This window comes from Amycolatopsis sp. cmx-4-54, assembly GCF_046548895.1.
In the GTDB taxonomy this organism is placed as follows: domain Bacteria; phylum Actinomycetota; class Actinomycetes; order Mycobacteriales; family Pseudonocardiaceae; genus Amycolatopsis.
Map to the genome: position 1 here is coordinate 238,670 of NZ_JAEBEJ010000006.1, position 25,640 is coordinate 264,309.

Genomic DNA, 25,640 nt, shown 5'->3' on the forward strand with positions numbered 1-25,640 from the left:
AGCCGATCTTGGGAACGACGTCGCAGGTCATCGGTACCGCACGCCGGAAGTAACCGTACTGGCCGTGCGGCCAAGTTAGGGCAGCCTTATAGCACGGGGCCTAGGGACAAGAATGTGAGTCACGTCCTACACTCGCCCCATGCTTTGTGAATCGCTTCACATCCTCGACGGGAGGCTTGTGAACTATTTCACAAGCAAGGGGGCCGTCATGCACGGCCCGTAAGGGTTGCCTTACCCCCGGCGGTGTGACCCAGGTGACTTAGGGTGCCGACCGAGGGAAGCGGTGAACCCCGACTCGAAAACCGCAGCGGCGCGGAAAGGATGGCGAAAACCCCGTGCTGATGTTGCCCGTGCTGGCCCAGGCCGACACCCCTTCGGTGCCGGCAGTGCCCAATCTCGACATGTACCTCCCCCTGGTCCTCTTGTTCGTCCTCGCTCTCGGCTTCGCGGTGCTCTCGGTGCTGCTCGGTCCGCTCGTCGGTCCGAGCCGCCCCAACAGGGCGAAGACCGCGGCCTACGAATGCGGGATCGAACCGTCGCCGCAGCCGGTCGTCGGCGGCGGCCGGATGCCGGTCGCGTACTACATCACCGCGATGCTGTTCATCCTGTTCGACATCGAGATGGTCTTCCTCTACCCGTTCGCGGTCTCCGCGGACGCGCTGGGCATGTTCGGCCTGGTGGAGATCGTGCTGTTCATCGCGACGGTCGGTTTCGCGTACGCCTACGTGTGGCGTCGCGGCGGCCTGGATTGGAACTAGAGAAGCATGGGCCTCGAAGAAAAACTCCCCAACGGCATCCTGCTCGCCAGCCTTGAAGGTCTGGTCAACTGGGCGCGCAAGAACTCGATGTGGCCCGCCACCTTCGGTCTCGCCTGCTGCGCGATCGAGATGATGACCGTCGGCGGTTCCCGCTACGACATCGCGCGTTTCGGCATGGAGCGCTTCAGCGCGACGCCGCGCCAGGCGGATCTGATGATCGTCGCCGGCCGCGTCACGCAGAAGATGGCGCCGGTGCTCCGCCAGATCTACGACCAGATGGCCGAGCCCAAGTGGGTGCTGGCGATGGGCGTCTGCGCCTCGTCCGGCGGGATGTTCAACAACTACGCCGTGGTGCAGGGCGTCGACCACATCGTCCCGGTCGACATGTACCTCCCCGGCTGCCCGCCGCGCCCCGAGATGCTGCTCGACGCGATCCTGAAGCTGCACGCCAAGATCCAGGACGAGCCGATCAACGCCCGCCGGGCCGCGATCCGCGCCGCCAGCGGTGAGCGCACCGAGCTGATCGCCTCCTCGATCAAGTACGCGAAGAAGTGAGCGACGTGCCCGAAGACAACACCCCCGAAGAGACACCGGAAATCGGCGGCGAGCAGTCCAGCGCCGACCGGCCCGAAGGCGGCCTCGAACCGCAGGGCACGCGCCCGGCCGAGCCGGTCGTCACCGGTAAAGAGCGCCAGGGCATGTTCGGCGTGCGCGGCACCGGTGACACCTCCGGTTACGGCGGCGTCCGCCTCCCGGCGTACAACCCGCCCCCGGCGGAGCGCCCGTACGGCGGCTGGTTCGACGAGTTCGCCGACGAGTTCTACGCGGCCTTGGCGGACAACAAGATCCCGGCGAACGCGATCCTGCAGACCACGGTCGACCGCGGCGAGATCACCTTCTACGTCGCCCGCGAGCACCTGGTCGAGATCGCCAAGGTCCTGCGCGACGACACCGGTCTCCGTTTCGAGCTGCTCAGCTCCGTCTCCGGCGTGGACTACGGCGTCGACGTCCCGCAGCGGCTGCACTCGGTCTACCACTTCACGTCGATGACCTACCGCCGCCGCATCCGGCTCGAGGTCACGCTCGATATCGAAGACCCGCACGTCCCGTCGCTGGTCGGGGTCTACCCGACGGCCGACTGGCAGGAGCGGGAAACCTGGGACATGTTCGGCATCGTCTACGACGGTCACCCGGCGCTGACCCGCATTCTCATGCCGGACGACTGGGACGGCCACCCCCAGCGCAAGGACTACCCGCTCGGCGGGATCCCGGTCGAATACAAGGGCGCGGAGATCCCGCCGCCGGACCAGCGGAGGTCGTACTCGTGAGCAACTTCCTGCGGACACGGATATCCCGGCCATGTCGTCACCAGCGGAGGTCGTACTCGTGAGCACCGAACACCTCGCCGACGTCACGACCGGCACGGACACTTCTCCCGAGGGCAGCGACAGCGTCCCCGAAGCCGACTCCCGCGACACCACCGAAGGCCGCGTCTACACCGTTTCCGGCGGTGACTGGGAAGACCTCATCGAGGACTCCCGCCACGACGAGCGCATGGTCATCAACATGGGCCCGCAGCACCCGTCGACACACGGCGTGCTCCGGCTCGTGCTGGAGATGGAGGGCGAGACCGTCACCCAGCTCCGGTCGGTCATCGGCTACCTGCACACCGGCATCGAGAAGAACTGCGAGTACCGCACGTGGACCCAGGGCGTCACCTTCGTGACGCGCATGGACTACCTCGCGCCGCTCTCCACCGAACTCGCGTACTGCCTCGGGGTCGAGAAGCTGCTCGGCATCCAGGCCCCGCGCCGCGCCGAGCTGCTGCGCGTGATGCTGCTGGAGATCAACCGCATCGGTTCGCACCTGGTCTACATCGCCACCGGCGGTATGGAACTCGGTGCCACCACGGCGATGACGCTCGGCTTCCGTGAGCGCGAAGAGGTCCTGCACCTGCTGGAGCACCTCACCGGTCTCCGGATGAACCACGCGTTCATCCGCCCCGGTGGTCTCGCGCAGGACATGCCCGCCGACTACCAAGAGGTGGTCAGCGCGTTCGTCAAGACGATGGACGAGCGGCTTCCCTTGTACGACAAGCTCTTCACCGGTCAGCCGATCTGGCGCAACCGGCTCAAGGGTGTCGGGTACCTGCCGGTCGACGCGTGCCTCGCGCTCGGCGTCACCGGCCCGGTGCTGCGCAGCGCCGGTCTCCCGTGGGACATGCGCAAGACCGAGCCGTACTCCCGCTACGACGAGTTCGAGTTCGACATCCCGACCTCGACCGAGGCGGACTGCTGGGCGCGCTACCTGCTGCGCGTCGAGGAGATGCACCAGAGCCTGCGGATCATCAAGCAGTGCCTGAAGAAGCTCGAGCCGGGCCCGGTCATGGTCGAGGACAAGAAGGTCGCCTGGCCGGCGCAGCTCTCGATCGGCAGCGACGGCATGGGCAACTCGCTCGAGCACGTCCGCAAGATCATGGGCCAGTCGATGGAATCGCTGATCCATCACTTCAAGCTGGTCACCGAGGGCTTCAAGGTCCCGCCGGGCCAGACCTACACGTCGGTGGAATCGCCGCGCGGTGAACTCGGCGTGCACCTGGTCTCCGACGGCGGCACCAGGCCGCTGCGGGTCCACGTGCGCGAACCGAGTTTCGTGAACCTGCAGTCGATGCCCGCGATGGCCGAAGGCGGCCTGGTGGCGGACGTGATCGCCGCCATCGCCTCGATCGACCCCGTCATGGGGGGAGTGGACCGCTGATGACCCAGCCCGGAACGACACCGACGCCCGAGCCCGGCACCAGCCTGGCCGAGCAGACCCATATCGCCGCCGGTGGTGACGTCGACGTGATCGCGATCGCGCCGGACCCCGCCGAGGCGGAAGGGATCCTGGAGAACGCGAAGCTCGAAGACATCTTCGACGCCGACACCTACGCCAAGGCCGCGAACCTGATCTCGCGGTACCCGCAGTCGCGGTCGGCGCTGCTGCCGATGCTGCACCTGGTGCAGTCGGTGCAGGGTTACGTGAGCCAGGAGGGCATCGCCTTCTGCGCGCAGAACCTGGACCTGTCCGACGCCGAGGTCAGCGCGGTCGCGACGTTCTACACCATGTACAAGCGCCGTCCGTGCGGCGAGCATTTGGTCAGTGTGTGTACGAATACCCTCTGCGCGGCCATGGGCGGCGACGCGATCTACAAGAAGCTCCAGACACATCTCGGTTCCGAAGAGAAGCCGTTGGGGCACAACGAGACCGCGGGCACGCCGAACGAGCCCGGCTCGATCACGCTGGAGCACGCCGAATGTCTCGCGGCCTGTGACCTCGCCCCGGTCATCCAGGTCAACTACGAGTACTTCGACAACCAGACCGAGGACAAGGCCGTCGCGCTGGTCGACGCGTTGCAGGCGGGCAAGAAGCCCGCTCCGACGCGCGGCGCGCCGCTGACGAACTTCAAGGGCGCCGAACTGCAGCTCGCCGGGTTCTTCCCGGAGGACGCGCAGCAGTACCGCACGGACGTCGACGGTCCTTCGCAGGCCGTCGAAACCTTGCGGGGAGCGCAGGTCGCGCAGGACCGCGGCTGGACCGCGCCCGCGATGAAGGACGTCCCACTGCCTGCTGTGCCTTCAAAAACAGGGGAGACGAAGTAATGGCCGATCCCATCACTCCGGTCCTCACGAAGCGCTGGCTTTCGCCCAACTCCTGGACGATCCAGTCCTACGAAGCCCTCGAGGGCTACACCGCGATCCGCAAGGCGCTCAAGGCCACTCCCGAGCAGATCGTCCAGCTGGTCAAGGACTCCGGCCTGCGCGGCCGTGGTGGCGCCGGCTTCCCGGCGGGCATCAAGTGGTCCTTCATGCCCCCCAATGAGGACAAGCCGCACTACCTCGTCATCAACGCCGACGAGGGCGAGCCGGGTACCTGCAAGGACATCCCGCTGATGATGGCGGACCCGCACTCGCTGATCGAGGGCTGCATCATCGCCTCGTACGCGATGCGATCGCACCACTGCTTCATCTACGTCCGCGGCGAGGCGCTGCACTGCATCCGCCGCCTCAACGCGGCCGTGCGCGAGGCGTACGAAGCGGGCTACCTCGGCAAGAACATCCTCGACTCCGGATTCGACCTCGACATCACCGTGCACGCGGGCGCCGGGGCGTACATCTGTGGCGAGGAGACGGCGCTGCTCGACTCGCTGGAAGGCCGTCGCGGCCAGCCGCGGCTCAAGCCGCCGTTCCCGGCCGCCGCGGGTCTCTACGCCGCGCCGACCACGGTGAACAACGTCGAGACCATCGCGAGCGCGCCGTACATCATCAACGGCGGCTCGGACTGGTTCCGCCAGATGGGCCGCGAGAAGTCGCCCGGTCCGAAGATCTACTCGATCTCCGGCCACGTCGAGAAGCCCGGCCAGTACGAATGCCCGCTCGGCACCACGCTGCGCGAGCTGCTGGACATGGCGGGCGGCATGAAGGACGGCATCCCGCTGAAGTTCTGGACGCCGGGTGGTTCGTCCACACCGATGTTCACCGCCGAACACCTCGATGTTCCGCTGGACTTCGAGGGCGCGGCGGAAGCCGGGTCGATGCTGGGCACGACGGCCGTGCAGGTCTTCAACACGACCGTTTCCGTGCCGTGGGCCGTGATGAAGTGGACGCAGTTCTACGAGCACGAGTCCTGCGGCAAGTGCACGCCGTGCCGTGAGGGCACGTACTGGCTGGCGCAGATCCTGGAGCGCATGGTCGAGGGCCACGGCACCGAGGAGGACATCGACACCCTGCTCGACGTCTGCGACAACATCCTCGGCCGCTCGTTCTGCGCCCTCGGCGACGGCGCGGTCTCGCCGATCCAGAGCGGGATCAAGTACTTCCGCGAGGAGTTCCTCGCGTTGTGTGAAACCAACAAGCGCGAATTGGTGGGGGCGCAGGCATGACGATCGCACCCGACAAGCCGGGAACGTCCACAGAGGACACTCCGGTCCCCGAAGGCCACGTCAAGCTGGTCATCGACGGTGAAGAGGTCATCGCGCCCAAGGGCGAGCTGCTGATCCGCACCGCCGAACGGCTCGGCACGGTCATCCCGCGCTTCTGCGACCACCCGCTGCTCGACCCGGCCGGCGCCTGCCGCCAGTGCCTGGTCGAGGTCGAAATGGGCGGCCGCCCGATGCCGAAGCCGCAGGCTTCATGCACCATGACGGTCGCCGACGGCATGGTCGTGAAGACCCAGCTGACCTCGGCCGTCGCGGACAAGGCCCAGCAGGGTGTGATGGAGCTGCTGCTCATCAACCACCCGCTGGACTGCCCGGTCTGCGACAAGGGCGGCGAATGCCCGCTGCAGAACCAGGCGCTCGCGCACGGCCGCGCGGAGTCCCGCTTCGTCGACACGAAGCGGACGTTCCCGAAGCCGCTGCCGATCTCCTCTCAGGTCCTGCTGGACCGCGAACGCTGCGTGCTCTGCCAGCGCTGCACCCGGTTCTCCCGCGAGATCGCCGGCGACCCGTTCATCGAGCTGCTCGAACGCGGCGCCCACCAGCAGATCGGCACCGCCGAGACGGCCGACGTGCTGGACCTGGCGTCCCGCACCACGTCGGGCCAGCCGTTCCAGTCGTACTTCTCCGGCAACGTCATCCAGATCTGCCCGGTCGGCGCGCTGACGTCGGCCGCGTACCGGTTCCGTTCGCGGCCGTTCGACCTGGTGTCCGCGCCGAGCGTCTGCGAGCACTGCTCGTCCGGCTGCGCCGAGCGGACCGACTTCCGCCGCGGCAAGGTCATGCGGAAGCTCGCGGGTGACGACCCCGAGGTCAACGAAGAGTGGATCTGCGACAAGGGCCGGTTCGCCTTCCGCTACGCCACCGCCGACGACCGCATCCGCCGTCCGCTGATCCGCAACGCCGAAGGCGTGCTGGAAGAGGCTTCCTGGACCGACGCGCTGCGCGCGGCGGCGGCCGGGCTCGCCCAGGCGAGGGACGGCAAGGGTGCCGCGGTGCTGACCGGTGGCCGCCTGACCGTCGAGGACGCCTACGCGTACTCGAAGTTCGCGCGGATCGCCTTGGGCACCAACGACATCGACTTCCGGGCCCGTCCGCACTCGGCCGAGGAGCTGGGCTTCCTCGCGTCGCACGTGGTCGGGACGACGCCGGAAAGCGGCGTCACCTTCCGCGAGATCGAGCGGGCCCGCACGGTGCTGTGCGTCGCGTTCGAGCCAGAGGACGAGGCGCCGATCGTGTTCCTGCGGCTGCGCAAGGCGGCCCGCAAGAACCGCACCCGCGTCGTCCACTTGGGACAGTGGACCACCTCGTCGGTCCGCAAGACCTTCGGCGAGCTGCTGGCCTGCGCGCCGGGTGCCGAGGCCGCCGCGATCGACGGCATCGCGCAGCACGCACGCGATCTGGACGAACACTTGTCAGGTGACGGCTCGGTGGTACTCGTCGGTGAGCGTGCCGCCGAGGTCCCCGGTCTGTTCGCCGCGCTGCACCGGCTGGTGGAGCGCACCGGCGCCCGGCTCGCGTGGATCCCGCGTCGCGCGGGTGAACGCGGTGCCCTGGCGGCGGGCGCGGCGCCGACACTGTTGCCCGGTGGCCGCCCGGTCACCGACGCCGCGGCTCGCGCCGAGATCGAAAAGGCTTGGGGCGTCACGCTTCCCGCCACGGAAGGCCGCGACACCACCGCCATCCTCAAGGCGGCCGCCGAGAACGGCCTCGACGGCCTGCTGGTCGGCGGCGTCGACCCGGACGACCTGCCGGATCCGGGCCTGGCGTTGCGGGCACTCGTGAACGCGAAGTTCGTGGTCAGCCTGGAACTGCGGCACAGCGCGGTCACCGAGCACGCGAACGTCGTCCTCCCGATCGCCCCGGCGGTCGAGAAGGCGGGCAGCTACCTGAACTGGGAAGGCCGCCGCCGCGAGTTCGCCGTCACCCTCGAAGGCACCGGCGCCCTGCCGGACTGCCGGGTGCTGGACACCCTCGCCGTCGAGATGGACGCGGACATCTTCACGCAGACCCCGGCCGCTGCTGCCGCCGATCTCGCGAAGCTACCCAACCGTGAGATGAAGGACGCTTTCATTGCAGATTTCGCAATGAAGGACGCTTTCATCGCACGTCCGGAGGCGGGGAACGGAAAGGCTCTCCTCGCCACCTGGCGCCAGCTGATCGACAACGGTTCCTTGCAGGACGGCGAGCCGCATCTCAAGGGCACGCAGCGAGAGGTCGTCGCCAAGCTCTCGGCGAAGACCGCCGAAGGCTTGGGCAAGACCGTGAAGGTCTCCACCGAACGCGGTTCCATCACGTTGCCGATCGAGGTCGCGGACCTGCCGGACGGCGTCGTATGGCTCCCGGGCAACTCCGACGGCTCGGCCGTCCGCGCCTCCCTCGGCGCGGGCCACGGTTCGGCCGTCACCCTCACCGGAGGTGAGAAGTGACTCCGTTGCTCAGCCAGATGCCGGACGCCGCCGAGCGGGCGGCGCTGCTGGCCGATGACCCGTTGTGGCTGATCCTGATCAAGACGGTCGTCATCCTGCTGATCGGCCCGATCCTGACGATCTTCCTGATCGTCTGGGAGCGGAAAGCGGTCGGCCGGATGCAGAACCGTCCCGGCCCGAACCGGGTCGGGCCCGGCGGCTACCTGCAGTCCCTCGCGGACGCGATCAAGCTGCCGTTCAAGGAACAGATCATCCCGGACACGGCCGATCGCAAGGTGTACTTCCTCGCGCCGGTGATCTCCGCGGTGCCGGCGCTGATCGCGCTGGCCGCGATCCCGTTCGGCCCGGTGGTCTCGATCTTCGGTGAGCGCACCACGCTCCAGCTGGTCGACCTGCCGGTCGGCGTGCTGGTGATCCTGGCCTGCTCCTCGATCGGCGTGTACGGCCTCGTGCTGGCCGGCTGGTCGTCCGGCTCGCCGTATCCGCTGCTCGGTGGCCTGCGAAGCGCGGCCCAGGTGATCTCCTACGAGATCGCGATGGGTCTGTCCATCGTGGGCGTCATCCTCTACGCGGGTTCGATGTCGACCTCGCAGATCGTCGAATCGCAGCAGACCGGCTGGTACTTCTACCTGCTGCTGCCGAGCTTCGTGATCTACCTGATCTCCATGGTCGGTGAGACGAACCGCGCGCCGTTCGACCTCCCCGAGGCCGAATCCGAGCTGGTCGGCGGTTTCCACACCGAGTACAGCTCGATGAAGTTCGCGATGTTCTTCCTCGCCGAGTACGTCAACATGGTGATCGTTTCGGCGTTCGCGACGACGTTGTTCCTCGGTGGCTGGAAGTTCCCGTTCGTCGGCGCCGACCACGCGCTGAACCAGGGCTGGCTCCCGCTGATCTGGTTCTCCGCCAAGCTGTTCATCCTGCTGTTCGGCTTCATCTGGCTGCGCGGCACGCTGCCGCGGTTGCGGTACGACCAGTTCATGCGGCTGGGCTGGAAGGTCCTGGTGCCGGTCAACCTGGTCTGGATCGTCGTGATCGTCACGGTCCGCGCGATCAAGAACTCGGGTGGCCTGTCCACTCCGCAGATCCTCATCGGCGGCGGCGCGCTCATCCTCGTCGTCGTCATCCTGAGCCTGCTGCTGCCGGACAAGAAGGTCCCGGACGACGACTACGTCCCGGTGACCGGTGGCGGGTTCCCGGTGCCACCGCTCGACCTGCAGGTTCCGGACAAGACCCCGCGTCAGAAGGCCCTCGCGAAGGCCGAAGCCCGGGCTGCCAAACGCAAGCCCGCGGCGGTTTCCAGTGGAAGGGAGGCCGGCGATGGGGATGTTTGATCCCATCAAGGGTTTCGGTGTCACCTTCGGGATGATGTTCAAGAAGGTCGCCACCGAGGAGTACCCGGAGGCAGGCGCCCCCGCCGCTCCGCGCTACCACGGCAGGCATCAGCTCAACCGGCATCCGGACGGGCTGGAGAAATGCGTCGGCTGCGAACTGTGCGCGTGGGCCTGCCCGGCGGACGCGATCTTCGTCGAAGGCGGCGACAACACCGAAGAGGCGCGTTACTCGCCCGGTGAGCGGTACGGCGCCGACTACCAGATCAACTACCTGCGCTGCATCGGCTGCGGGTTGTGCGTCGAGGCCTGCCCCACCCGGTCCCTGACGATGATCAACTTCTACGAGCTGGCCGACGACGACCGGCAGCGGTTGATCTACACCAAGGAAGACCTCCTCGCGCCGCTCCTGCCCGGTATGGAGCAGCCCCCGCATCCGATGCGGCTGGGCGAGAACGAGCAGGACTACTACGTCAACGGCCCGGAACTCGCACGGAAGCCCGCTGAGCCGAAGGAGCCGGTCCAGTGATCACGGCTTTCCTCGCCCAGACGGACGTTTCGGCCGGGATCACCACCGGCGAGACCATCGCGTTCTGGGTGCTCGGCCCGCTCGCGCTGCTCGGCGGGCTCGGCATGATCTTCTCCCGCAACGCCGTGCACTCGGCGCTGTGGCTGGTCCTCACGATGCTGTGCCTCGGCGCGCTGTACATGATCCAGCAGGCGCCGTTCCTCGGCTTCACGCAGATCATCGTCTACACCGGCGCGATCATGATGCTGTTCCTGTTCGTGCTGATGCTGGTCGGCCGGGAGAGTTCCGACTCGGTCGTCGAAGTGCTGCGCGGGCAGCGGGTCATGGCGACCCTGCTCGGCATCGGCGTCGGCGGGCTGCTCGCCGCGGGTCTCGCCCGCGCGATGGCCAACGTGACCCCGGCCCTGCCGGTCGACCCGGCGAACGTCGACGGCGGTGGCCCCGGCGGGCTGGGACGGCTGATCTTCACGAAGTACCTGTTCCCGTTCGAGCTCACCTCGGCGCTGCTGATCACCGCCGCGCTCGGCGCGATGGTGCTCGCGTTCACCGACCGGCACGCCAAGGGCGGCAAGAAGAACCAGAAGGAACTCGTCGTCGACCGGTTCACCGGCAAGCACGACCGGCCTTCGCCGCTGCCCGGTCCGGGTGTCTTCGCCACGGCCAACTCGGTCGCCACCCCGGCGCTGCTGCCCGACGGCTCGATCGCCAGGGAGTCGCTCTCGGAGATCATCGAGTCGACTTCGGCCGCGCAGCTGGAAACCGAGCGCAAACAGGTCGCCGGAACGTCCGACGACGCTGTGGGCCCGCACGCGCTCGTAGGTAAGAAAGAAGGGGACGAGGAATGACCCCGACGTACTACCTGCTCCTGTCCGCGCTGCTGTTCGCCATCGGCGCGGTCGGGGTGCTGGTGCGCCGCAACGCGATCGTCGTGTTCATGTGCATCGAGCTGATGCTGAACGCGGCGAACCTGTCCCTGGTCACGTTCGCCCGGATCAACGGGTCGCTGGACGGCCAGGTGATGGCGTTCTTCGTGATGGTCGTCGCCGCCGCGGAGGTCGTGGTGGGGCTCGCGATCATCATGGCGATCTTCCGCACCCGGCGCTCGGCCTCGGTCGACGACACCAACCTGCTGAAGTACTAGGAGCACCGAGTTGACCGCATCATCGTGGCTGCTGGTGGCTTTTCCCGCCCTCGGCGCCCTTATTCTCCTGCTGGCAGGCAAGCGGGCCAGGGGCTGGGGACACCTCCTCGGCAGTGCGACCGTCTCACTGTCCTTCGTGTACGGCCTGTTGCTGTTCTTCACGGCCGACACCAAGGCCACCGCGGACGTCAAACTGTTCTCGTGGATCCCGGTTTCGGCGCTGCAGGTCGACTTCGGGCTCCGGATCGACGCGCTTTCGCTGACGTTCGTGCTGCTGATCACCGGCGTCGGCATGCTGATCCACTTCTACTCGATCGGCTACATGGCCGAGGATCGCGACCGGTCGAGGTTCTTCGCCTACCTCAACCTGTTCGTCGCCTCGATGCTGATCCTGGTGCTGGGCAACAGCTTCGTGACGCTGTACCTCGGCTGGGAAGGCGTGGGTCTCGCCTCGTACCTGCTCATCGGCTGGTATCAGGACCGCCCGTCCGCGGCCACCGCGGCGAAGAAGGCGTTCCTGATGAACCGCGTCGGTGACGTCGGGCTCGCGCTGGCGATCTTCCTGATGTTCAAGTACGTCGGGAGCACCGGTTACGCCGAGGTCTTCGGCGCCGTCGGCCAGATCCCGACCGGCGCGGTCACCGCGATCGCGATCCTGTTGCTGCTGGGCGCCTGCGGTAAATCCGGCCAGTTCCCGTTGCAGGCCTGGCTTCCGGACGCGATGGAGGGCCCGACCCCGGTCTCGGCCCTCATCCACGCGGCGACGATGGTCACCGCCGGCGTCTACCTGGTCGCCCGCGCGCACGAGATCTTCAACGCCACCCCGGACGGCCGCCTGATCGTCACCCTCGTCGGTACGGTCACGCTCTTGATCGGGTGCATCATCGGCTGCGCCTACGACGACATCAAGAAGGTCCTGGCGTACTCCACGGTCAGCCAGATCGGTTACATGATGCTGGCCGTCGGGCTCGGCCCGATCGCCTACGCGCTCGGCATCATGCACCTGGTCGCGCACGGTTTCTTCAAGGCCGGGCTGTTCCTCGGGGCGGGTTCGGTCATGCACGCCATGAACGACGAGGTCGACATGCGGAAGTTCGGCGGGCTGCGCAAGCACCTGCCGGTCACCTTCTGGACCTTCGCGCTCGGCTACCTGGCGCTGATCGGCATCCCGCCGCTCTCGGGCTTCTTCACCAAGGACGCGATCATCGAGGCGGCGCTGTCCCAGGGCGGCTGGCGCGGCTGGGTGATGGGCGGCGCGGCACTGCTCGGCGCCGGGCTCACCGCGTTCTACATGACGCGCCTGATGGTGATGACCTTCTTCGGCAAGGAACGCTGGAAGGAGATCAAGAGCAGCGACGGCCGCGACTTCCACCCGCACGAATCGCCCGCGATCATGAAGTGGCCGATGATCATCCTGGCGATCGGCTCGGTCGGCGCCGGTGCGTTCTTCGCCCTCGGCGATCGGTTCGCCGAATGGCTCTCGCCGGTGGTCGGACCGCTCGAAGAGGGCGGCCACAGTGTCATCCCGCACGCGCTGGTCCCGATCCTCACCGTGGTGCTCTCCGTACTCGGCGCGGCGGCGGCGTGGCTCTTCGTCGGCCGTAAGGACGTTCCGGTGGAACGCCCCGAGCGGGTCTCGGCCGTGGTCAAGGCCGCGCGCAACGACCTGTACGGCAACACCCTGAACGAGACGCTGGTCGCCCGCCCGGGCACCTGGCTCGCCCGCGCACTGGTCTACGTGGACAACCGCGGGGTCGACGGCGCGGTCAACGGCCTCGCCGCCGCGCTCGGCGGCGGATCCGGGCGCCTGCGCCGCCTGCAGACCGGCTTCGTCCGCTCGTACGCACTGTCCATGCTGGGCGGCACATTCCTGCTTCTGGCGGCACTCCTGCTGGTGAGGTTCTCCTGATGACCTGGGTACTCGCATCCATCCTGCTGCCGCTGGCCGGCGCCGCGGTCGTCGCGGGGATGAAGAAGAACGACAGGCTGGCGACGCTCACCGCCCTCGTGGTGTCGATCCTGACGTTCCTGCTGGTGATCCCGATGTGGGCGAGTTATGCGCCTTCGGGGGACCGAATCCAGCAGAAGTCCTCAATGGACTGGATCCCGAACTTCGGCATCCACATCTCGTTCGGCATCGACGGCATCGCGCTGGTGATGATCGCGGTCATCGGCCTGCTGGTGCCGATCGTGGTCGGCGCGCTCGGCCTGACCGACAAACTCCCGGCCGGGCGCTCGGCGGGCGGGTTCCTGTCGCTGATCCTGGTGCAGGAGGCGCTGACCATCGCGGTGTTCGCCGCGACCGACGTCTTCCTGTTCTACGTGCTGTTCGAGATCATGCTGATCCCGATGTACTTCCTGATCGGCGGCTACGGCGGCGCGAACCGGCAGTACGCGGCGGTCAAGTTCTTCCTGTACTCGTTCCTCGGCGGCCTGATCATGCTGGCCTCGGCGATCGGCGCGTATTCGCTGGCGTCGGACGAGCTCGGCAAGGGCACCTTCGACTGGGAAACGCTCGTCACGGTCGTCCGCGACGCCCCACTGGGCACCCAGATCTGGCTGTTCATCGGGTTCTTCCTGGCGTTCGCGATCAAGGCCCCGTTGGTGCCGTTCCACACCTGGCTGCCGGACGCCGCGGGCCAGGCGCCCATCGGCGTCGCGGTCCTGCTGGTCGGCGTGCTGGACAAGGTCGGCACGTTCGGGTTCCTGCGCTACTGCCTCCCGATGTTCCCCGACGCCAGCAAGGAACTCGCGCCATGGGTGCTGGTGCTCGCCGTCGCGGGTGTCCTTTATGGATCGATCCTCGCGGCCGGGCAGCGCGACATGAAGCGCTTCATCGCCTACGTGTCGATCGCCCACTTCGGGTTCATCGCGCTGGGCATCTTCACCTTCAACGAGCAGGCGATGGTCGGCTCGGTGTCGTACATGCTGAACCACAGCCTCGCCACCGGCATGCTGATCGTGGTCGTCGGGCTGATCGTGATGCGCGGCGGGTCCACGCGGATCTCCGACTACGGCGGCATGGCGAAGGTGACCCCGCTACTCGGCGGGATGCTGCTCATCGCCGGTCTGTCCACTTTGTCCCTGCCCGGCACGAACTCCTTCATCAGTGAGTTCCTGGTGCTGCTGGGGTCCTTTGTGGACTATCCGGTGTACACGATCATCGCGACGGTCGGCATGGTGCTGGCCGCGGCGTACGTGCTCTGGCTCTACCAGCGCGTCATGCAGGGCCCCGTCCGCGGTGACGCCCTGATCGGCGCCGGTGGAGGCCCGGGCACGGCTATCGCGCCAGAACTGGGCGCGACCAAGGCAATCAAGGACCTCGGCGGCAAGGAGATCGCGATCCTGGCGCCGATGGTCGTGCTGATCATCGCGCTCGGGTTCTACCCCAAGCCGGTGCTCGACACGATCACCCCGTCGGTGCAGGCGACCATGTCGTCCGTGCAGGGAGGCAAGTAAACCGTGCTCTTCTTGACTCAGGCGCCACCGGTGCAGGTGCCGTCGATCGACTACTTCGCCGTCACGCCGATCCTGATCATTCTCGGGGCCGCGTGTGTCAGCGTGCTGTTCGAGGCCTTCCTGCCCAAGCACATGCGGTGGCCGTCGCAGGTCTTCCTGTCCCTGGTCGGCATCGGGGCGGCGGGTGTCTTCCTGGCCTGGTACGCCAGCTCGTCCGCGCCGAAGAACGGCATCACGACCTTCAGCGGTGCGATCGCCGTCGACCGGCCGTCACTGTTTCTGTGGGGCACGCTGCTGGCGCTGGCACTGGGCGCGTTGCTGCTGATCGCGGACCGCTCGGTCGAACCGGGCGGCGCGTTCGTCGCGCAGGCCGGTATCCGCCCGGGCACGGTCCAGGACCGCGCTCAGGTCGGCACCACCGGCATGCAGACCGAGGTCTTCCCGCTGACGCTGTTCGCGCTCGGCGGCATGATGGCGTTCGTCGCGGCCAACGACCTGCTCACCATGTTCATCGCGCTCGAGGTGCTGAGCCTGCCGCTGTACCTGATGTGCGGTCTCGCCCGCCGTCGTCGCCTGCTCTCGCAGGAAGCCGCGGTCAAGTACTTCCTGCTCGGCGCGTTCTCGTCGGCGTTCTTCCTCTACGGTCTCGCCCTGCTTTACGGCTACGCGAACTCCGTGAAGCTCTCGGACATCGCCAACGCCGCCGCCGGTTCGGACCGGTCGGACACGCTGCTGTTCGCCGGGCTCGGGCTGCTCGCGGTCGGTCTGCTGTTCAAGGGTTCGGTCGGCCCGTTTCACACCTGGACCCCGGACGTCTACCAGGGCGCGCCGACGCCGGTCACCGCGTTCATGGGCGCCTGCACCAAGGTCGCCGCGTTCGGCGGGATCCTGCGGGTGTTCCAGGTGGCGTTCGAGTCGACGAGCTGGGAATGGCGCGGCGTGCTCTGGGGCGTCGCGATCATCTCGATGCTGATCGGCGCGGTGCTGGGTCTCACGCAGACCGACGTGAAGCGCATGATCGCCTACTCGTCCATCGCGCACGCCGGCTTCCTGCTCGTGGGTGCGATCGCGATGACCGAAGAAGGCCTGTCGAGCACGCTGTTCTACCTGCTGGCTTACGGCTTCACCACACTCGCCGCGTTCGGTGTCGTCTCGCTGGTCCGGGACGCGGATGGCGAGGCGACGCATCTGTCCGCCTGGGCCGGGCTCGCGAAGCGGTCTCCGGTACTGGCAGGCGTGTTCACCTTCCTCCTGCTCGCGCTGGCGGGTATCCCGCTGACCAGTGGTTTCGTCGGGAAGTTCGTGGTGTTCTCGGCGGCCCTGTCCGACGGGATGGCGCCGCTGGTCGTCGTCGCGCTGATCTTCAGCGCCGTCGCCGCGTTCTTCTACCTGCGGGTGATCGTGCTGATGTACTTCTCCGAGCCGGCGCCTGACGGCCCGACCGTCACCGTGCCCGGAGCGTTCACCACGACGGCGATCACGCTCGGCGTCATCGTCACGCTGGTGCTCGGGCTGCTTCCGGCGTTCGCCCTCGACTGGGCGGGCTCCGGCGGTTTCGCCCTCAAGTAGTCCTGGTTCGCGAAAGGCCCCCTCGCTGACGTGAGGGGGCTTTTTCGTGTCAGTGCGACGTCAGAGCGATGTCAGGCCGCACCTCGATAGTTCTCTCATGACTTCCTCTTCCTGGACCGGAATGCTCCCCGTCGAAGACACCGCGTTGGCTGTCACCGACTCCGGCGGCCCCGGCATCCCCGTCGTCTACCTCAACGGCCAGTTCGCGACCCAGGGCTACTGGCGGCGGATCCTCGCCGACCTCGGCACGGACTTCCGCCACATCACCTATGACGAGCGTGCTCGCGGCAAGTCTCGCCGTTCCGCTGACTACTCCTTCGAGGCGGCCGTCCGCGACGTCGACGCGGTCCTCGCCGCCAGGGGAGTGGAGCGCGCGCTGGTGGTGGGCTGGTCCTACGGCGCGGTCGTCGCGGCGCACTGGGCCGCCCGGAATCCGGAGCGCACCATCGGCGCGGTCCTGGTCGACGGCGCCTTCCCGTACGACTGGCTCGACGACGCCATGGAGCAGCGGATCCGGAAGTTGTTCAAGCGGCTGAACCTGATCATGCCGGTCCTGCGCCCGACCGGACTGGCACCGCGGATGACCGCGGCCCAGCAGGCGGAGAGCAACATCGAGCTCGGCAAGCTCTCACGGGAGGCCGCACTGGGCCCGGTGCTCGACAGCATCACCGTTCCGACGCGATACGTGCTCGCCTCGGGAACCTCGTTCGGCAGCAAGGCGGACGAGCAGGAACAGATCCGGACCGGGCTCGACGCGGTGACCGTCCGAAACCCGACCATCAAGGTGAGCGCGAAGGTCGAGAGCAACCACGGGGCGTTGCTGCGCAAGGACTTTCGTGCCATTTCCGCCGCTGTTCGCGAGGTCGCCCGGCTCGGGGAATGACTTGCTCCGGCGCACCGGGCAGGGTGCTCGCGACGCCGAAGCCGAGACCCACACCCCAGGCGAGGGCCCTCGCCGACGGACTTCGAGCCGCGCGGAAGGCCGCCAGACTGGCCGCGACCGAAGTGGCCGACAAACTGGCGTGGTCCCAGTCGACGATCAGCCGGATCGAAACCGGCCTGCGCGCGGCGTCCGCCGAGGAGGTGTCGGCGCTGCTCGCGGTCTATCAGGTCACCGGAGAGTGGCGAGAAGCGCTGCTCTCGCTGTCTCGCGACAGCGGGCCGTGGTGGTTTCGCCGACGTGTCCTTCCAGTGTGAAACGCTTGCACAGTACGAAAAGGAGGCTACGAAGATCGTCGCTCGCTCCTGCGGACTCTCGCCTGGGTTTGTCGCCTATATCGACGAAGGGACGCTGCGTCGCCAGATCGATGGCCCGCGGGTGATGGACCACCGTCGAACTCCGGGTCATCCCGTTCGCCTCCGGAGCACATGCCTGCACCGGCCCTGCGATGTCGAACCCTACTCCGATCCACTGTGGACGCTGTCGTACTGGATCCGGCGCGGTCGGTACGCCTGATCGAGTCAGTGATCGAGGCTCGCCCGCAGTGCGGCGACCTTCTGGGCCAGTAACGTGGGCTCGCCGGGCAGGACGGTGATGTACCGGTTCCGGGGAGAACCGCTCACATGCATGGCCACTCGTCCGGAGTCGATGTCCAAATAGGACAGGCCATCTATGGCCTCTGTGCGTTTACCCCCGTCCGGGCGCATGGCCGCGGCGAAGAAACCGACGCCGAAATAGGGCTGCTCGAAGACCTCGTCCAGCTGCCGTGCTTCGCGGCTTCGGGACTCGGGCTCGTCGTAGAGGCCGTCCCCGCCGCCGCCGTTGAAGTCGTCCTGGGCCAAGGAGAACGGGGCGAACTGGGCCGGCGGGTACTCGGGCAGGTTCATCACGAGCGCCGCCGCGCGGTCGGCGGTCCGCACGCCTTTCAGCCACACGCGGTTCCCCTCGCAGATGGCGGTCACCGCGGCCCGTCCGCGGACGGCGACGAGCACGTTGTACTGCTCCGTCTCCGTTCGCAACGTCGCGTAGTACTCGGTGTTCGGCCGGTCGAGTACGTGCAGGACGTCCTCGAAATCGCTGGTCAGCCGCTTGCCCTCGGTGAACCCGAGCCCGCCGAGCTCCTCAAACGCCGCCCTGTCCTCGCCGTTCCGCGACGACGGCGGAATGTAGCGCAGCCCGCCCGTGAAGATCAGATGCGGATCTCCGCAACCGGCGTGACGGAACGCGGTCAACAAGGTGTCGAGCGTGATCTCGACCGGGCGCGCGAGCACCACGTGCCTCCCTCCCCTGGGACTGTGGTGCTACTTCTTCTTTTCGCCGATCACCGGCGGCATCGGCTTTTCGATGTAACCGCCGAAGGTCTCGTCGGGATCCGGGTTCTGGAGGTACGCCGGAGCCTTCTTCTCCTTGTCCTCCTCGCCCTTACCGCGAGCGGCTCCGGGCGCCATCGGCATCCCGTTCGCCCCGCCACGACCGGCGGCGCCTGTCGTTCCCGCTGCACCACGGCCTGCCACGCCCTCGCCGGGCATCCCGGCGCCGCTTCGGCCACCCATACCGGGCTGCTGCCCGGGCCCACCTGGTCCGCCTATCACGCCCGGCCCGCCTGGCCCGCGGAAACCGCCGCCGCTCGGCACCCCGGGTGACCTGCCACCCGTGCCCGGACCGTACGGCGTGGGCCCGGTCGTTCCCGGGCCGTACCCGGGCGGGAAGGCGCCGGGCGTGTTGTACGTGGGGTTCGGCTTGCCGGTCGGCCCAAAGTCGAGGTTCGCCGCCGGTGGCACGACCGGAGTGGTTTGGGGCGGCGTGTACGAATTCGCGCGGGTCCCGTCGTCCGGCTGCTGAAAGCCGGGATGGTGCTGACCCGGCTGAGGACCTTGCCCAGGCTGCGGGCCGTTGTCACCCGCGCCCGGTGCTGGTGCGCTCGGCCCATTGGGCCCACTCGGCCCGCCGGGACCGCTCGGACCGCTCGGACCTCGGTAGGGCTCGCCGACCCCGTATTCGCGCCCGTCGGAGCCGTCGCCGAACCCCCTCGCCGCCGGCCTCCCGCCGCCGCCCTCGTCCAGGGTGACGCTGCCGCCGGGGTCGGTGAGCTGCGCGTACTGGGCGGGCAGCTCGTCACCGTTGGCGGTGCTGGCGGAGTGGTAACTCGAGAAGGTATCGATATTGTGCTGGCTGTCGGCCTGGTACCCCTGGACCTTGCTCCAGTAGCTGACCAGGCCGCCGCTCATGGCGGACTTGACGTCCTCGGCCGTCGGCGCGGGCTGCTCGGGCGGAACCGGCTTGACCGAGTTCTTGGCCGTCCCGAACGCGTCCATCTGCGCGCTGATCGCCGACTGGGCCACGGCCAGATGCATAGCGTCGTCGTACGCGGCTTCGACAACGGGCTTCGTCGCGTCGGCGGCCGCGTCGCTGGCGCCACCCTGCCAACCGGCCATGGTCTTCTGGGTGAGCGCGGTGAGCTTCTGCGCACGCTCGTGGTGCCGCTGGGTCAGGTTGAAGGCAGCAAGCTGAGCCTCGGAGAGTGAACCGGTGCCTTCACCCTTGGTGATTTGCTCATAGATCTGGGCGGCGGTGAGCGGTCCTTCGGCGACCATCAGCTGCCCCCTCGGACGGTGGTCAAGACCCTGATCGCGGCTTCACGGGCGGCGTCGCAGGGGTCCTTCTTGCCGATGTTGGCTTCGGACTGCTCCAAGACGATGTCGAGGGTCTCGTTATCGCTGGTCCCCAGTGCTACGGAGCACTTTCCTCGGCTCGCACGCTCGTCCTCCGTGCCGTAGGCGGTCACTGGGTAGCCATCAATCGGTTCGAGGGGCTCGAACAACTTATAGGTCTTGCCCTTGGCCTCGTAAACGCTGGTCATTCCCCTGTCAGGCGACTTACTGAAGAGCACGTTGACCGTAGGGCGGGTGGCGGAGGGCGGTGCCCACAAGCACGAAGGTCCAGTCGATCCGTCGAGCCTTTCCCTGGCTTCGGATTTGGCCCCGAGGAGTTCCTCGGCTTGTGTCTCGGTGAGGGCGTTGCAGGGTGTCGGTTTGAATCGGGCCAGGTCGATCGGATTGTCGACCTTAGGAACGCCAGGACCCGGGATCTGTCCGGCTGCGCTCGACGGGCTCGGGCTAGTACCGCCATTGGAGGGAGTGGGGGTGCCGTTCTTGGTCGAAGGCGAACACGCGGTGAGGGCGAACGTGAAGGCGCAGAGAACAAGGATGGAGCGACGCATCAGGCGATGCCTTTCGGCTGTTGATTGATGACTGAGGTGGCGTGCTCTTCCGCAGTCGCGTACTTGCCGAGTGCGGTCACGTACCTGGTCGCCATGTTCTCGCAGTAGGCGATGCGCTGCCGCAGGGTGCCCTCGAGTGCTGACCCGGACAGGTTAGTGATGTTGGCATTGTTGCCACTGGCGTACTCCAGGCCTGGAGGCCGGGCCCTGGCGATTTTTCCGGCTTCAGCGAGATCGGCTTGGTATTGCAGGGCCAGGTCGCGCCACTCGTTCACCAGTTCGTGGAGTGTCGCCTCGTCGTACTTGAACCCCGAGCCGTCCGCGACCGGCGTCCCGTAGGAGCCGCCAGTAGGTGGGGCTTTGCAGACCGAGCCCGGGTTGAAGCCTGGTGGGTAGACAGGTGTCCCGTCAGGCACGGCCATGCACCTCCATGGCGCCGAACCGTTCCCCGCTGAATGGCCGAAGCCGCCCCGAAGTCACCGTCGTCATCTGCCCCTCCCGTGGCTACAAGGCGCGTCTCCCCGATGCACCCTGCGTAATCCGACGCCGGGAAGATTACCAGGGTTCCCCGGTCGGTGAACCCCGCTGCATTAAGTCCCGCTCCCCGCTGAATAGGCTCAGTGATCATGGTGACTATCCGTGAAAATCAATCGTGTGAATCTGCTCCAGGAAACCGGGTTCTTCCTGGTGGTTGACCCAGCTAATTTGCACACTCTGCGTAATGAAGTTTCGAAGAGTGATTCTCGGCGCAGTGCTCCTCGGGCTGCTCGCGGCTTGTACGGATTCCGTGGATACGCCCCCGCCGCCACCACAGTTTCCGAAATGGCAGCCCAAGCAGCCGCGTCCCGCGGATCGCGACGGACAAGCCGTCGACGCCGCTCTCGCCGCGACCGACTTCTGTGCCCTGATCGATCGGGTCACCTACGCGCTTCGGCAGCCGCTCGATGCCGCGCTGGCGACCACGCGTCCGGAGGTGAAGCACGGCAGGAAACGGTGCGCGCTTGTCCGAGGAGAGCTGGACCTGCTCTACGTCCAGGACGTGGACCCGGGCCACGCGGCACTCCGGAACGACGGAGCCGTCGTCGACCTCGGCGGAGTGAAGGCCTACCAGGTCGAGTCCCGTCGCGAGGGCACCGTCGACGGCTGTGCGATCACCGTGCCGGTCAGCTTCCAGCGCGCCATCCAGTTCGAACTGGCGCTCCAGAGCCGGAGCAAGGACTGCGGACTCCTTCGCGACTTCGCCACCGCCGGAGCCGCGAAGCTGCCCCACGACCTCGTCTACCCGCCGGACGCTCCGGACACCGCCCGGGTCGGCGCCTGCGCGAACTGGGTCTCCACCAGCAAGGGTGAGACTTGTGATCCGGCGGTCGATGCCCAGGTGCCGACGGGTGCCGAGGTGATCCTGGCCGCCGGCGCCGCCGACCCGAACGTCGAGTGCGCGGTGTTCCGGGACGCGGTCAAGAAGACCTTCGGGCCGGAGTTCGAGCCGATCGCCACGCCGGGTTCCTGCTACTTCGTCGAGCCACGCCATCGGGTGCAGATCGAAGCCGGGGCCACCGCGAACGGTGGCGCGCCCGGCGAGTGGCACGCGGATCCAAAGGGCACCTTCAAGGACCATCGTCAGCACACCTTCAGCGGGAACCCGGGAGTCAGCCTTCGCACCAAGGACGACAGCGAGTTGCTCTTGTACGTCTCGCCGTTCGGGAATCTCGGCTCGCGGGGACACGTCCGGTTGTTGATTTCGTCGCAGCAGGAGCGGGGCGTCGATGAATGGCCGCGGTCCAGGGCGCTGCATGCCGTGGATGTCGCCAAGGCGCACGCCGTGATGGAGCTCGTGATGGCGACCCACTTTCGGGGGCCCAGGTGACGTCCGCGCCGTCGTAAGCTTTCTCCATGTACATCGAGCGGGTCCGGCTGGAGAACATCCGCGGCTTCAGCGGCGCCCGTGCCGTCGACCTCCGGCTGCCCGGCCCCGGCTGGGTGGTGCTCGCCGGGCGCAACGGTTCCGGCAAGACCTCGCTGTTGCGCGCCATCGCGGTCGCGGCGGCGCCGGACGTCGCCTGGGGGCTGCTGTCGGACGCCGGCAGCTGGATCTCCAACGATCAGACGTCCGGGTCGATCGAGCTGTCGGTGATGCGCGAGGAGGGCCCGGCGCCGGTCGAGGTCCGCTGGCTCGACTCCGGCCTGCTGCCGATCTCCGGACTTCCACCCGGCCAGCCGTTCTGCGCGGCGTACGGACCGTTCCGGCGGCTCGCGGGCGGGAGCGGCGAGGCCGAGTCGTGGATGCGTGGCGCGGGATCGCTGGCGCGGATGGCCAGCCTGTTCCATGAAGACGCCTCGCTCGCCGAGGGCGTCACCTGGCTGATCAATCAGCATCTCCGTGCCCTGGAAGGAAAAGCGGGCGCCCGTGAGCTGAAGGACGCGGCGCTGGAGATCCTCGGTGACGGCCTCCTGCCCGGCGGCTACCGGATCCGGGACGTCGATTCGGACGGGCTTTGGGTCGAGTACCGGGGCGACCGGTTCCCGCTGCGGGAGATGAGCGACGGCTACCGCACGGTCACCGCGCTCGTGGTCGACCTGCTCAAACAACTCGACGGCGCCGGCCTCGACCACGAGAGTCCCGGTGTCGTGATCATCGACGAGGTGGACGCGCATCTCCACGTGTCGTGGCAGAAACGCATGGGATCGTGGTTCAAGGCGCATTTCCCGCGGATCCAGTTCATCGTCACCACGCACAGCCCCTACGTCTGCCAGGCCGCCGACCCTGGCGGCCTCGTCCGGCTTTCGGGTCCTGACGAGGACGTCCCGCCGCGCGTGGTTTCCGAGGAGCTGTACGAGCGGGTCGTGTTCGGCTCCGGCGACGACGCCGTGCTGTCCGACCTTTTCGGTTTGGACACGCCGTATTCGCCCCAGGCGGTCGAATTGCGGGAGCATCTTGCCGAGCTGGAGTTCCAGGTGGCTTCCGGTCGCGCGGACGCGAACGGCGTCCGGGAATGGGAACGGCTGCGGGGCATGCTGAGCAGTTCGCCGCCGAGCCGGGTCGACGAGGTGGCCAGGCGGTTCGAGGCCGACGATCGGTGATCGGGATCCGCCGGATCGCGCTGCCGGGGCGGGTGGTGGCCGATCTCGAAGAGCTGACGGCGCGGATCCCTCCCGGTGACAGCAAGGAAGCACGACGGCTCTGGCGGGTTTCGCGGGCCGTGCGGCGTTCTCTGCGGGCGGGCCTGGACGTGATGGCCGCCGGCCGCGGCTACTGCATGTACTGCGGCGACGGCCTCGGGTCCACTGTGGACCATTTCGAGCCGATCGCGCGGAATCCGGGCCGCGCGTTCGACTGGCTCAACCACGTGCTCGCCTGCGAGTACTGCAACAGCCACCACAAACGCGATCTCTTCCCGGTGGACGAAGACGGCGACAGCCTGCTCATCGATCCGACCGCCGAAGACCCGCTGGAACACCTGTTCCTGGTGTTGTCCATCGGGACCTACCGCGCGCTGACCGCGAAGGGCGAGCAGACCATCAAGGTGTGCGGGCTGAACCGCGCGCAACTGGCGCGGGGGCGGGAAACGGCGGTCAACCAGGTGAGCGCGCTCGTCATGGGCTGGTGGGCCGCGCGTGAACTGGGGGACGACGCGAAACGGCGCGCGATGGTCTGGACCCTGCTCGACCAGCCACACGCCGACGTCCTCCACGCGATGCTCCGGCAGGCGAACATGCCGGGAGCCCGCGCCGTGTTCCGGGCGGACGACGAGCTCATCGGCCTGCTTCGTGCCCCGGAGCTCGCCGAGGACCTTCAGCTCTCCGGCGGCGCGGTGTAGGCGGCCAAGGTGGCGTCGGCGCGGGTGCGGGCGGTGGCCGGGTCCGTCCCGTTGGCGACGTCGGCCTCGTACCAGGCTTGTTGCTCAGTGTCATGAACCGCACGCCTTCTTCGCTGGTCATCCAGGCCATGGCGGCCTCGGGGTCGGCGGCCTCGCCGGATTCGAGGTGGAGCGCGAGCCCGTTCAGCAGCATGTCCCAGCCGATGCCCACGGCGCCGGGCCCGAACTGGTTCCAGTGCTCGCCTGGGACGGCGGTGTGGTCGAGCTCGAACCGGGTGCGCCCGTCGGCTTCGGGGCTCAGCCGGAGCTCGATCCAGCTGACGTCACCGCTGTACTCCCAGGTCGCGGCGAAGCTCTTCGGCGGGTCGCAGCGCTCGATCGTCCCACCCGCGTTGCCTTCGAGCTGGTACTTGCCGCCGACGCGCAGGTCGCCGCTGACCGGCAGGAACCAGCGCGGGATGCGCTCGGGATTCGTGCAGGCGTCCCAGAGATCGTCGAGACCGGTGTCGTAGACCTGGCTGACGGTGGCCGTCACCGCCTCGCCCGCTTCGACCACACGCTTGCCCAGCCTGCGCTGGACGGAGTTGATCTGGCTGGTCACGTCGACCATCGGTGCCCTCCTCGGCTCGGTTGCCGACAAGATATCAGCACAGGCTTATATAAGCCAGAATGGAAAAGGGGCGCCCGGCGAGTCCCGGACGCCCCTTTCCCGGCGGGATGGCTTACGGAGTGGGGGAGCAGGCCGTGCGCCCGACGATCACTTCGCCGGTGATGTTCGAGGCCGGGGCGAACTTGATCCGCAGCATGGTCAGCCCGATGCTGCCGTTGCCCGGCAACGTCTGCTCGTTGAAGATCGCTTCGGCGAGCAGGGTGCCGTTGGGCTTGGTGATCGGTTTGACGTAGCCGGCCGGCACCGGCGACGGGAGGGTGCCGAGCCCGGTCGCGCCGCCGTAGGTCCAGTTCGCGTTGGTGCTGGTCTGCGTGGCCGTGCAGCTGACCGAGTAGGACCTGATCTTGATTCTCGGCCCGCTCGACGAGACCAGAGCCGACAGCTCGAAATTCTGTCCGTTGGCCTCCGATTTGGTCGTGGTCACGTCGTTCTCGGGGTCGACGACGGTGGTCGTGCACGTCGTCGTGCCACCACCGAACGTGATCCCCGTCCTGTTCACGACCCCGGACGAGTTGCTCGTCGGTCCCTCGACCGCGCAGTCGGCGATCGAGGCGATCGAGATCGGCACTGAAGTCCCCTTGGCGAAGGCGGCGGAGCCGAGTGAGGCCACGCCCGCGGGGTTCGACGCGGCGGCGGGGGTGACCCCGGCGCTGAGGCCTGCCAGCAGCAGGGCGCCGACCAGGCCTGCCCGGCTGGCGATGGCGATGCGCATTCCACGTCCTCCTCACGTGACGGAGAGCGAGCCGGTTGGCCGTTCTTCCTTTGTCATCACTATCTGCGTGTCGGATTCGCCCGTTGCGT

24 protein-coding genes and 1 pseudogene are annotated in these 25,640 nt (G+C 67.7%); 19 read left to right on the plus strand and 6 right to left on the minus strand.

All coding sequences use genetic code 11. The features are described from left to right. Positions 1-341 precede the first annotated feature (341 nt). The 16 genes from ACLJQ7_RS21700 (at position 342) to ACLJQ7_RS21775 (ending at position 17,388) form a co-directional block, all read left to right on the plus strand. Positions 342-758 carry an NADH-quinone oxidoreductase subunit A gene (locus tag ACLJQ7_RS21700; protein ID WP_410650291.1) on the plus strand — a complete coding sequence of 139 codons (417 nt, stop codon included), beginning with the start codon at positions 342-344 and terminating at the stop codon, positions 756-758. 6 nt (positions 759-764) lie between these two features. After that, positions 765-1,313, plus strand: coding sequence for a NuoB/complex I 20 kDa subunit family protein (locus tag ACLJQ7_RS21705; RefSeq protein WP_005151847.1), 549 nt, complete (start codon positions 765-767; stop codon positions 1,311-1,313). A 5-nt stretch (positions 1,314-1,318) separates the two neighbouring features. Then, entirely contained in the window at positions 1,319-2,086 is a 768-nt protein-coding gene (locus tag ACLJQ7_RS21710; protein ID WP_410650026.1) for an NADH-quinone oxidoreductase subunit C, read from the plus strand. A gap of 31 nt (positions 2,087-2,117) precedes the next feature. Then, positions 2,118-3,515: an NADH-quinone oxidoreductase subunit D gene (locus tag ACLJQ7_RS21715; RefSeq protein ID WP_410650027.1), complete on the plus strand. Its 1,398-nt coding sequence runs from the start codon at positions 2,118-2,120 to the stop codon at positions 3,513-3,515. Then, the gene (gene nuoE, locus ACLJQ7_RS21720; RefSeq protein ID WP_410650028.1) at positions 3,515-4,399 is read left to right on the plus strand and encodes an NADH-quinone oxidoreductase subunit NuoE; all 885 of its coding nucleotides are present in this window, start codon (positions 3,515-3,517) and stop codon (positions 4,397-4,399) included. Before ACLJQ7_RS21715 ends, nuoE begins: the two co-directional genes overlap by 1 nt. Further along, entirely contained in the window at positions 4,399-5,679 is a 1,281-nt protein-coding gene (gene nuoF / locus ACLJQ7_RS21725) for an NADH-quinone oxidoreductase subunit NuoF (protein WP_410650029.1), read from the plus strand. Before nuoE ends, nuoF begins: the two co-directional genes overlap by 1 nt. Beyond that, on the plus strand, positions 5,676-8,162 hold the full coding sequence (locus tag ACLJQ7_RS21730) for an NADH-quinone oxidoreductase subunit G (protein WP_410650030.1): 2,487 nt from the start codon (positions 5,676-5,678) through the stop codon (positions 8,160-8,162). Before nuoF ends, ACLJQ7_RS21730 begins: the two co-directional genes overlap by 4 nt. Next, the gene (gene nuoH, locus ACLJQ7_RS21735; RefSeq protein WP_410650031.1) at positions 8,159-9,496 is read left to right on the plus strand and encodes an NADH-quinone oxidoreductase subunit NuoH; all 1,338 of its coding nucleotides are present in this window, start codon (positions 8,159-8,161) and stop codon (positions 9,494-9,496) included. Before ACLJQ7_RS21730 ends, nuoH begins: the two co-directional genes overlap by 4 nt. Further along, a complete protein-coding gene (nuoI, locus tag ACLJQ7_RS21740) occupies positions 9,483-10,022 on the plus strand; it encodes an NADH-quinone oxidoreductase subunit NuoI (RefSeq protein ID WP_400935880.1) in 540 nt (179 codons plus the stop codon). Before nuoH ends, nuoI begins: the two co-directional genes overlap by 14 nt. Then, the gene (locus ACLJQ7_RS21745; protein WP_219146223.1) at positions 10,019-10,867 is read left to right on the plus strand and encodes an NADH-quinone oxidoreductase subunit J; all 849 of its coding nucleotides are present in this window, start codon (positions 10,019-10,021) and stop codon (positions 10,865-10,867) included. Before nuoI ends, ACLJQ7_RS21745 begins: the two co-directional genes overlap by 4 nt. Further along, the gene (nuoK, locus tag ACLJQ7_RS21750; protein WP_005151882.1) at positions 10,864-11,163 is read left to right on the plus strand and encodes an NADH-quinone oxidoreductase subunit NuoK; all 300 of its coding nucleotides are present in this window, start codon (positions 10,864-10,866) and stop codon (positions 11,161-11,163) included. The genes ACLJQ7_RS21745 and nuoK overlap by 4 nt, the downstream gene beginning before the upstream one ends. A gap of 10 nt (positions 11,164-11,173) precedes the next feature. Beyond that, the gene (nuoL, locus tag ACLJQ7_RS21755) at positions 11,174-13,072 is read left to right on the plus strand and encodes an NADH-quinone oxidoreductase subunit L (protein ID WP_410650032.1); all 1,899 of its coding nucleotides are present in this window, start codon (positions 11,174-11,176) and stop codon (positions 13,070-13,072) included. After that, complete coding sequence (locus ACLJQ7_RS21760; RefSeq protein WP_410650033.1) at positions 13,072-14,622, plus strand: NADH-quinone oxidoreductase subunit M; 1,551 nt, start codon at positions 13,072-13,074, stop codon at positions 14,620-14,622. The genes nuoL and ACLJQ7_RS21760 overlap by 1 nt, the downstream gene beginning before the upstream one ends. Positions 14,623-14,625: 3 nt before the next feature. Further along, positions 14,626-16,191, plus strand: coding sequence for an NADH-quinone oxidoreductase subunit NuoN (gene nuoN / locus ACLJQ7_RS21765; RefSeq protein WP_410650034.1), 1,566 nt, complete (start codon positions 14,626-14,628; stop codon positions 16,189-16,191). Between the two features lie 97 nt (positions 16,192-16,288). Continuing rightward, entirely contained in the window at positions 16,289-17,074 is a 786-nt protein-coding gene (locus ACLJQ7_RS21770; protein WP_410650035.1) for an alpha/beta fold hydrolase, read from the plus strand. After that, the gene (locus tag ACLJQ7_RS21775; protein WP_410650036.1) at positions 17,071-17,388 is read left to right on the plus strand and encodes a helix-turn-helix domain-containing protein; all 318 of its coding nucleotides are present in this window, start codon (positions 17,071-17,073) and stop codon (positions 17,386-17,388) included. The genes ACLJQ7_RS21770 and ACLJQ7_RS21775 overlap by 4 nt, the downstream gene beginning before the upstream one ends. Positions 17,389-17,652: 264 nt before the next feature. Here the strand turns inward: ACLJQ7_RS21775 and ACLJQ7_RS21780 are convergent, their stop codons facing one another. From ACLJQ7_RS21780 to ACLJQ7_RS21795, 4 genes are read right to left on the minus strand one after another with little or no spacing between them, the layout of a single operon-like run. After that, positions 17,653-18,405, minus strand: a complete 753-nt coding sequence (locus ACLJQ7_RS21780) for an ESX secretion-associated protein EspG (RefSeq protein WP_410650037.1) — start codon at positions 18,403-18,405, stop codon at positions 17,653-17,655. Between the two features lie 27 nt (positions 18,406-18,432). After that, positions 18,433-19,725, minus strand: coding sequence for a PPE domain-containing protein (locus tag ACLJQ7_RS21785; RefSeq protein WP_410650038.1), 1,293 nt, complete (start codon positions 19,723-19,725; stop codon positions 18,433-18,435). Beyond that, positions 19,725-20,351: a DUF3558 domain-containing protein gene (locus ACLJQ7_RS21790; protein WP_410650039.1), complete on the minus strand. Its 627-nt coding sequence runs from the start codon at positions 20,349-20,351 to the stop codon at positions 19,725-19,727. Before ACLJQ7_RS21790 ends, ACLJQ7_RS21785 begins: the two co-directional genes overlap by 1 nt. Continuing rightward, positions 20,351-20,773: a hypothetical protein gene (locus ACLJQ7_RS21795; RefSeq protein ID WP_410650040.1), complete on the minus strand. Its 423-nt coding sequence runs from the start codon at positions 20,771-20,773 to the stop codon at positions 20,351-20,353. Before ACLJQ7_RS21795 ends, ACLJQ7_RS21790 begins: the two co-directional genes overlap by 1 nt. 299 nt (positions 20,774-21,072) lie before the next feature. Between ACLJQ7_RS21795 and ACLJQ7_RS21800 the strand changes: the two genes are divergently transcribed. Genes ACLJQ7_RS21800 through ACLJQ7_RS21810 form a run of 3 tightly spaced genes read left to right on the plus strand, consistent with a single transcriptional unit; the run spans position 21,073 to position 24,169 of the window. After that, positions 21,073-22,218 carry a hypothetical protein gene (locus ACLJQ7_RS21800; protein WP_410650041.1) on the plus strand — a complete coding sequence of 382 codons (1,146 nt, stop codon included), beginning with the start codon at positions 21,073-21,075 and terminating at the stop codon, positions 22,216-22,218. A 26-nt stretch (positions 22,219-22,244) separates the two neighbouring features. After that, the gene (locus ACLJQ7_RS21805) at positions 22,245-23,432 is read left to right on the plus strand and encodes an AAA family ATPase (RefSeq protein ID WP_410650042.1); all 1,188 of its coding nucleotides are present in this window, start codon (positions 22,245-22,247) and stop codon (positions 23,430-23,432) included. Next, a complete protein-coding gene (locus ACLJQ7_RS21810; protein WP_410650043.1) occupies positions 23,429-24,169 on the plus strand; it encodes an HNH endonuclease in 741 nt (246 codons plus the stop codon). The genes ACLJQ7_RS21805 and ACLJQ7_RS21810 overlap by 4 nt, the downstream gene beginning before the upstream one ends. Here ACLJQ7_RS21810 and ACLJQ7_RS21815 read toward each other — a convergent pair. Both ACLJQ7_RS21815 and ACLJQ7_RS21820 read right to left on the minus strand, forming a co-directional pair. Then, positions 24,145-24,779: pseudogene (locus ACLJQ7_RS21815) on the minus strand (SRPBCC family protein). The gene ACLJQ7_RS21810 and the pseudogene ACLJQ7_RS21815 sit on opposite strands and share 25 nt — an antisense overlap. A gap of 112 nt (positions 24,780-24,891) precedes the next feature. Beyond that, positions 24,892-25,551, minus strand: coding sequence for a hypothetical protein (locus tag ACLJQ7_RS21820; RefSeq protein WP_410650044.1), 660 nt, complete (start codon positions 25,549-25,551; stop codon positions 24,892-24,894). Positions 25,552-25,640 lie beyond the last annotated feature (89 nt).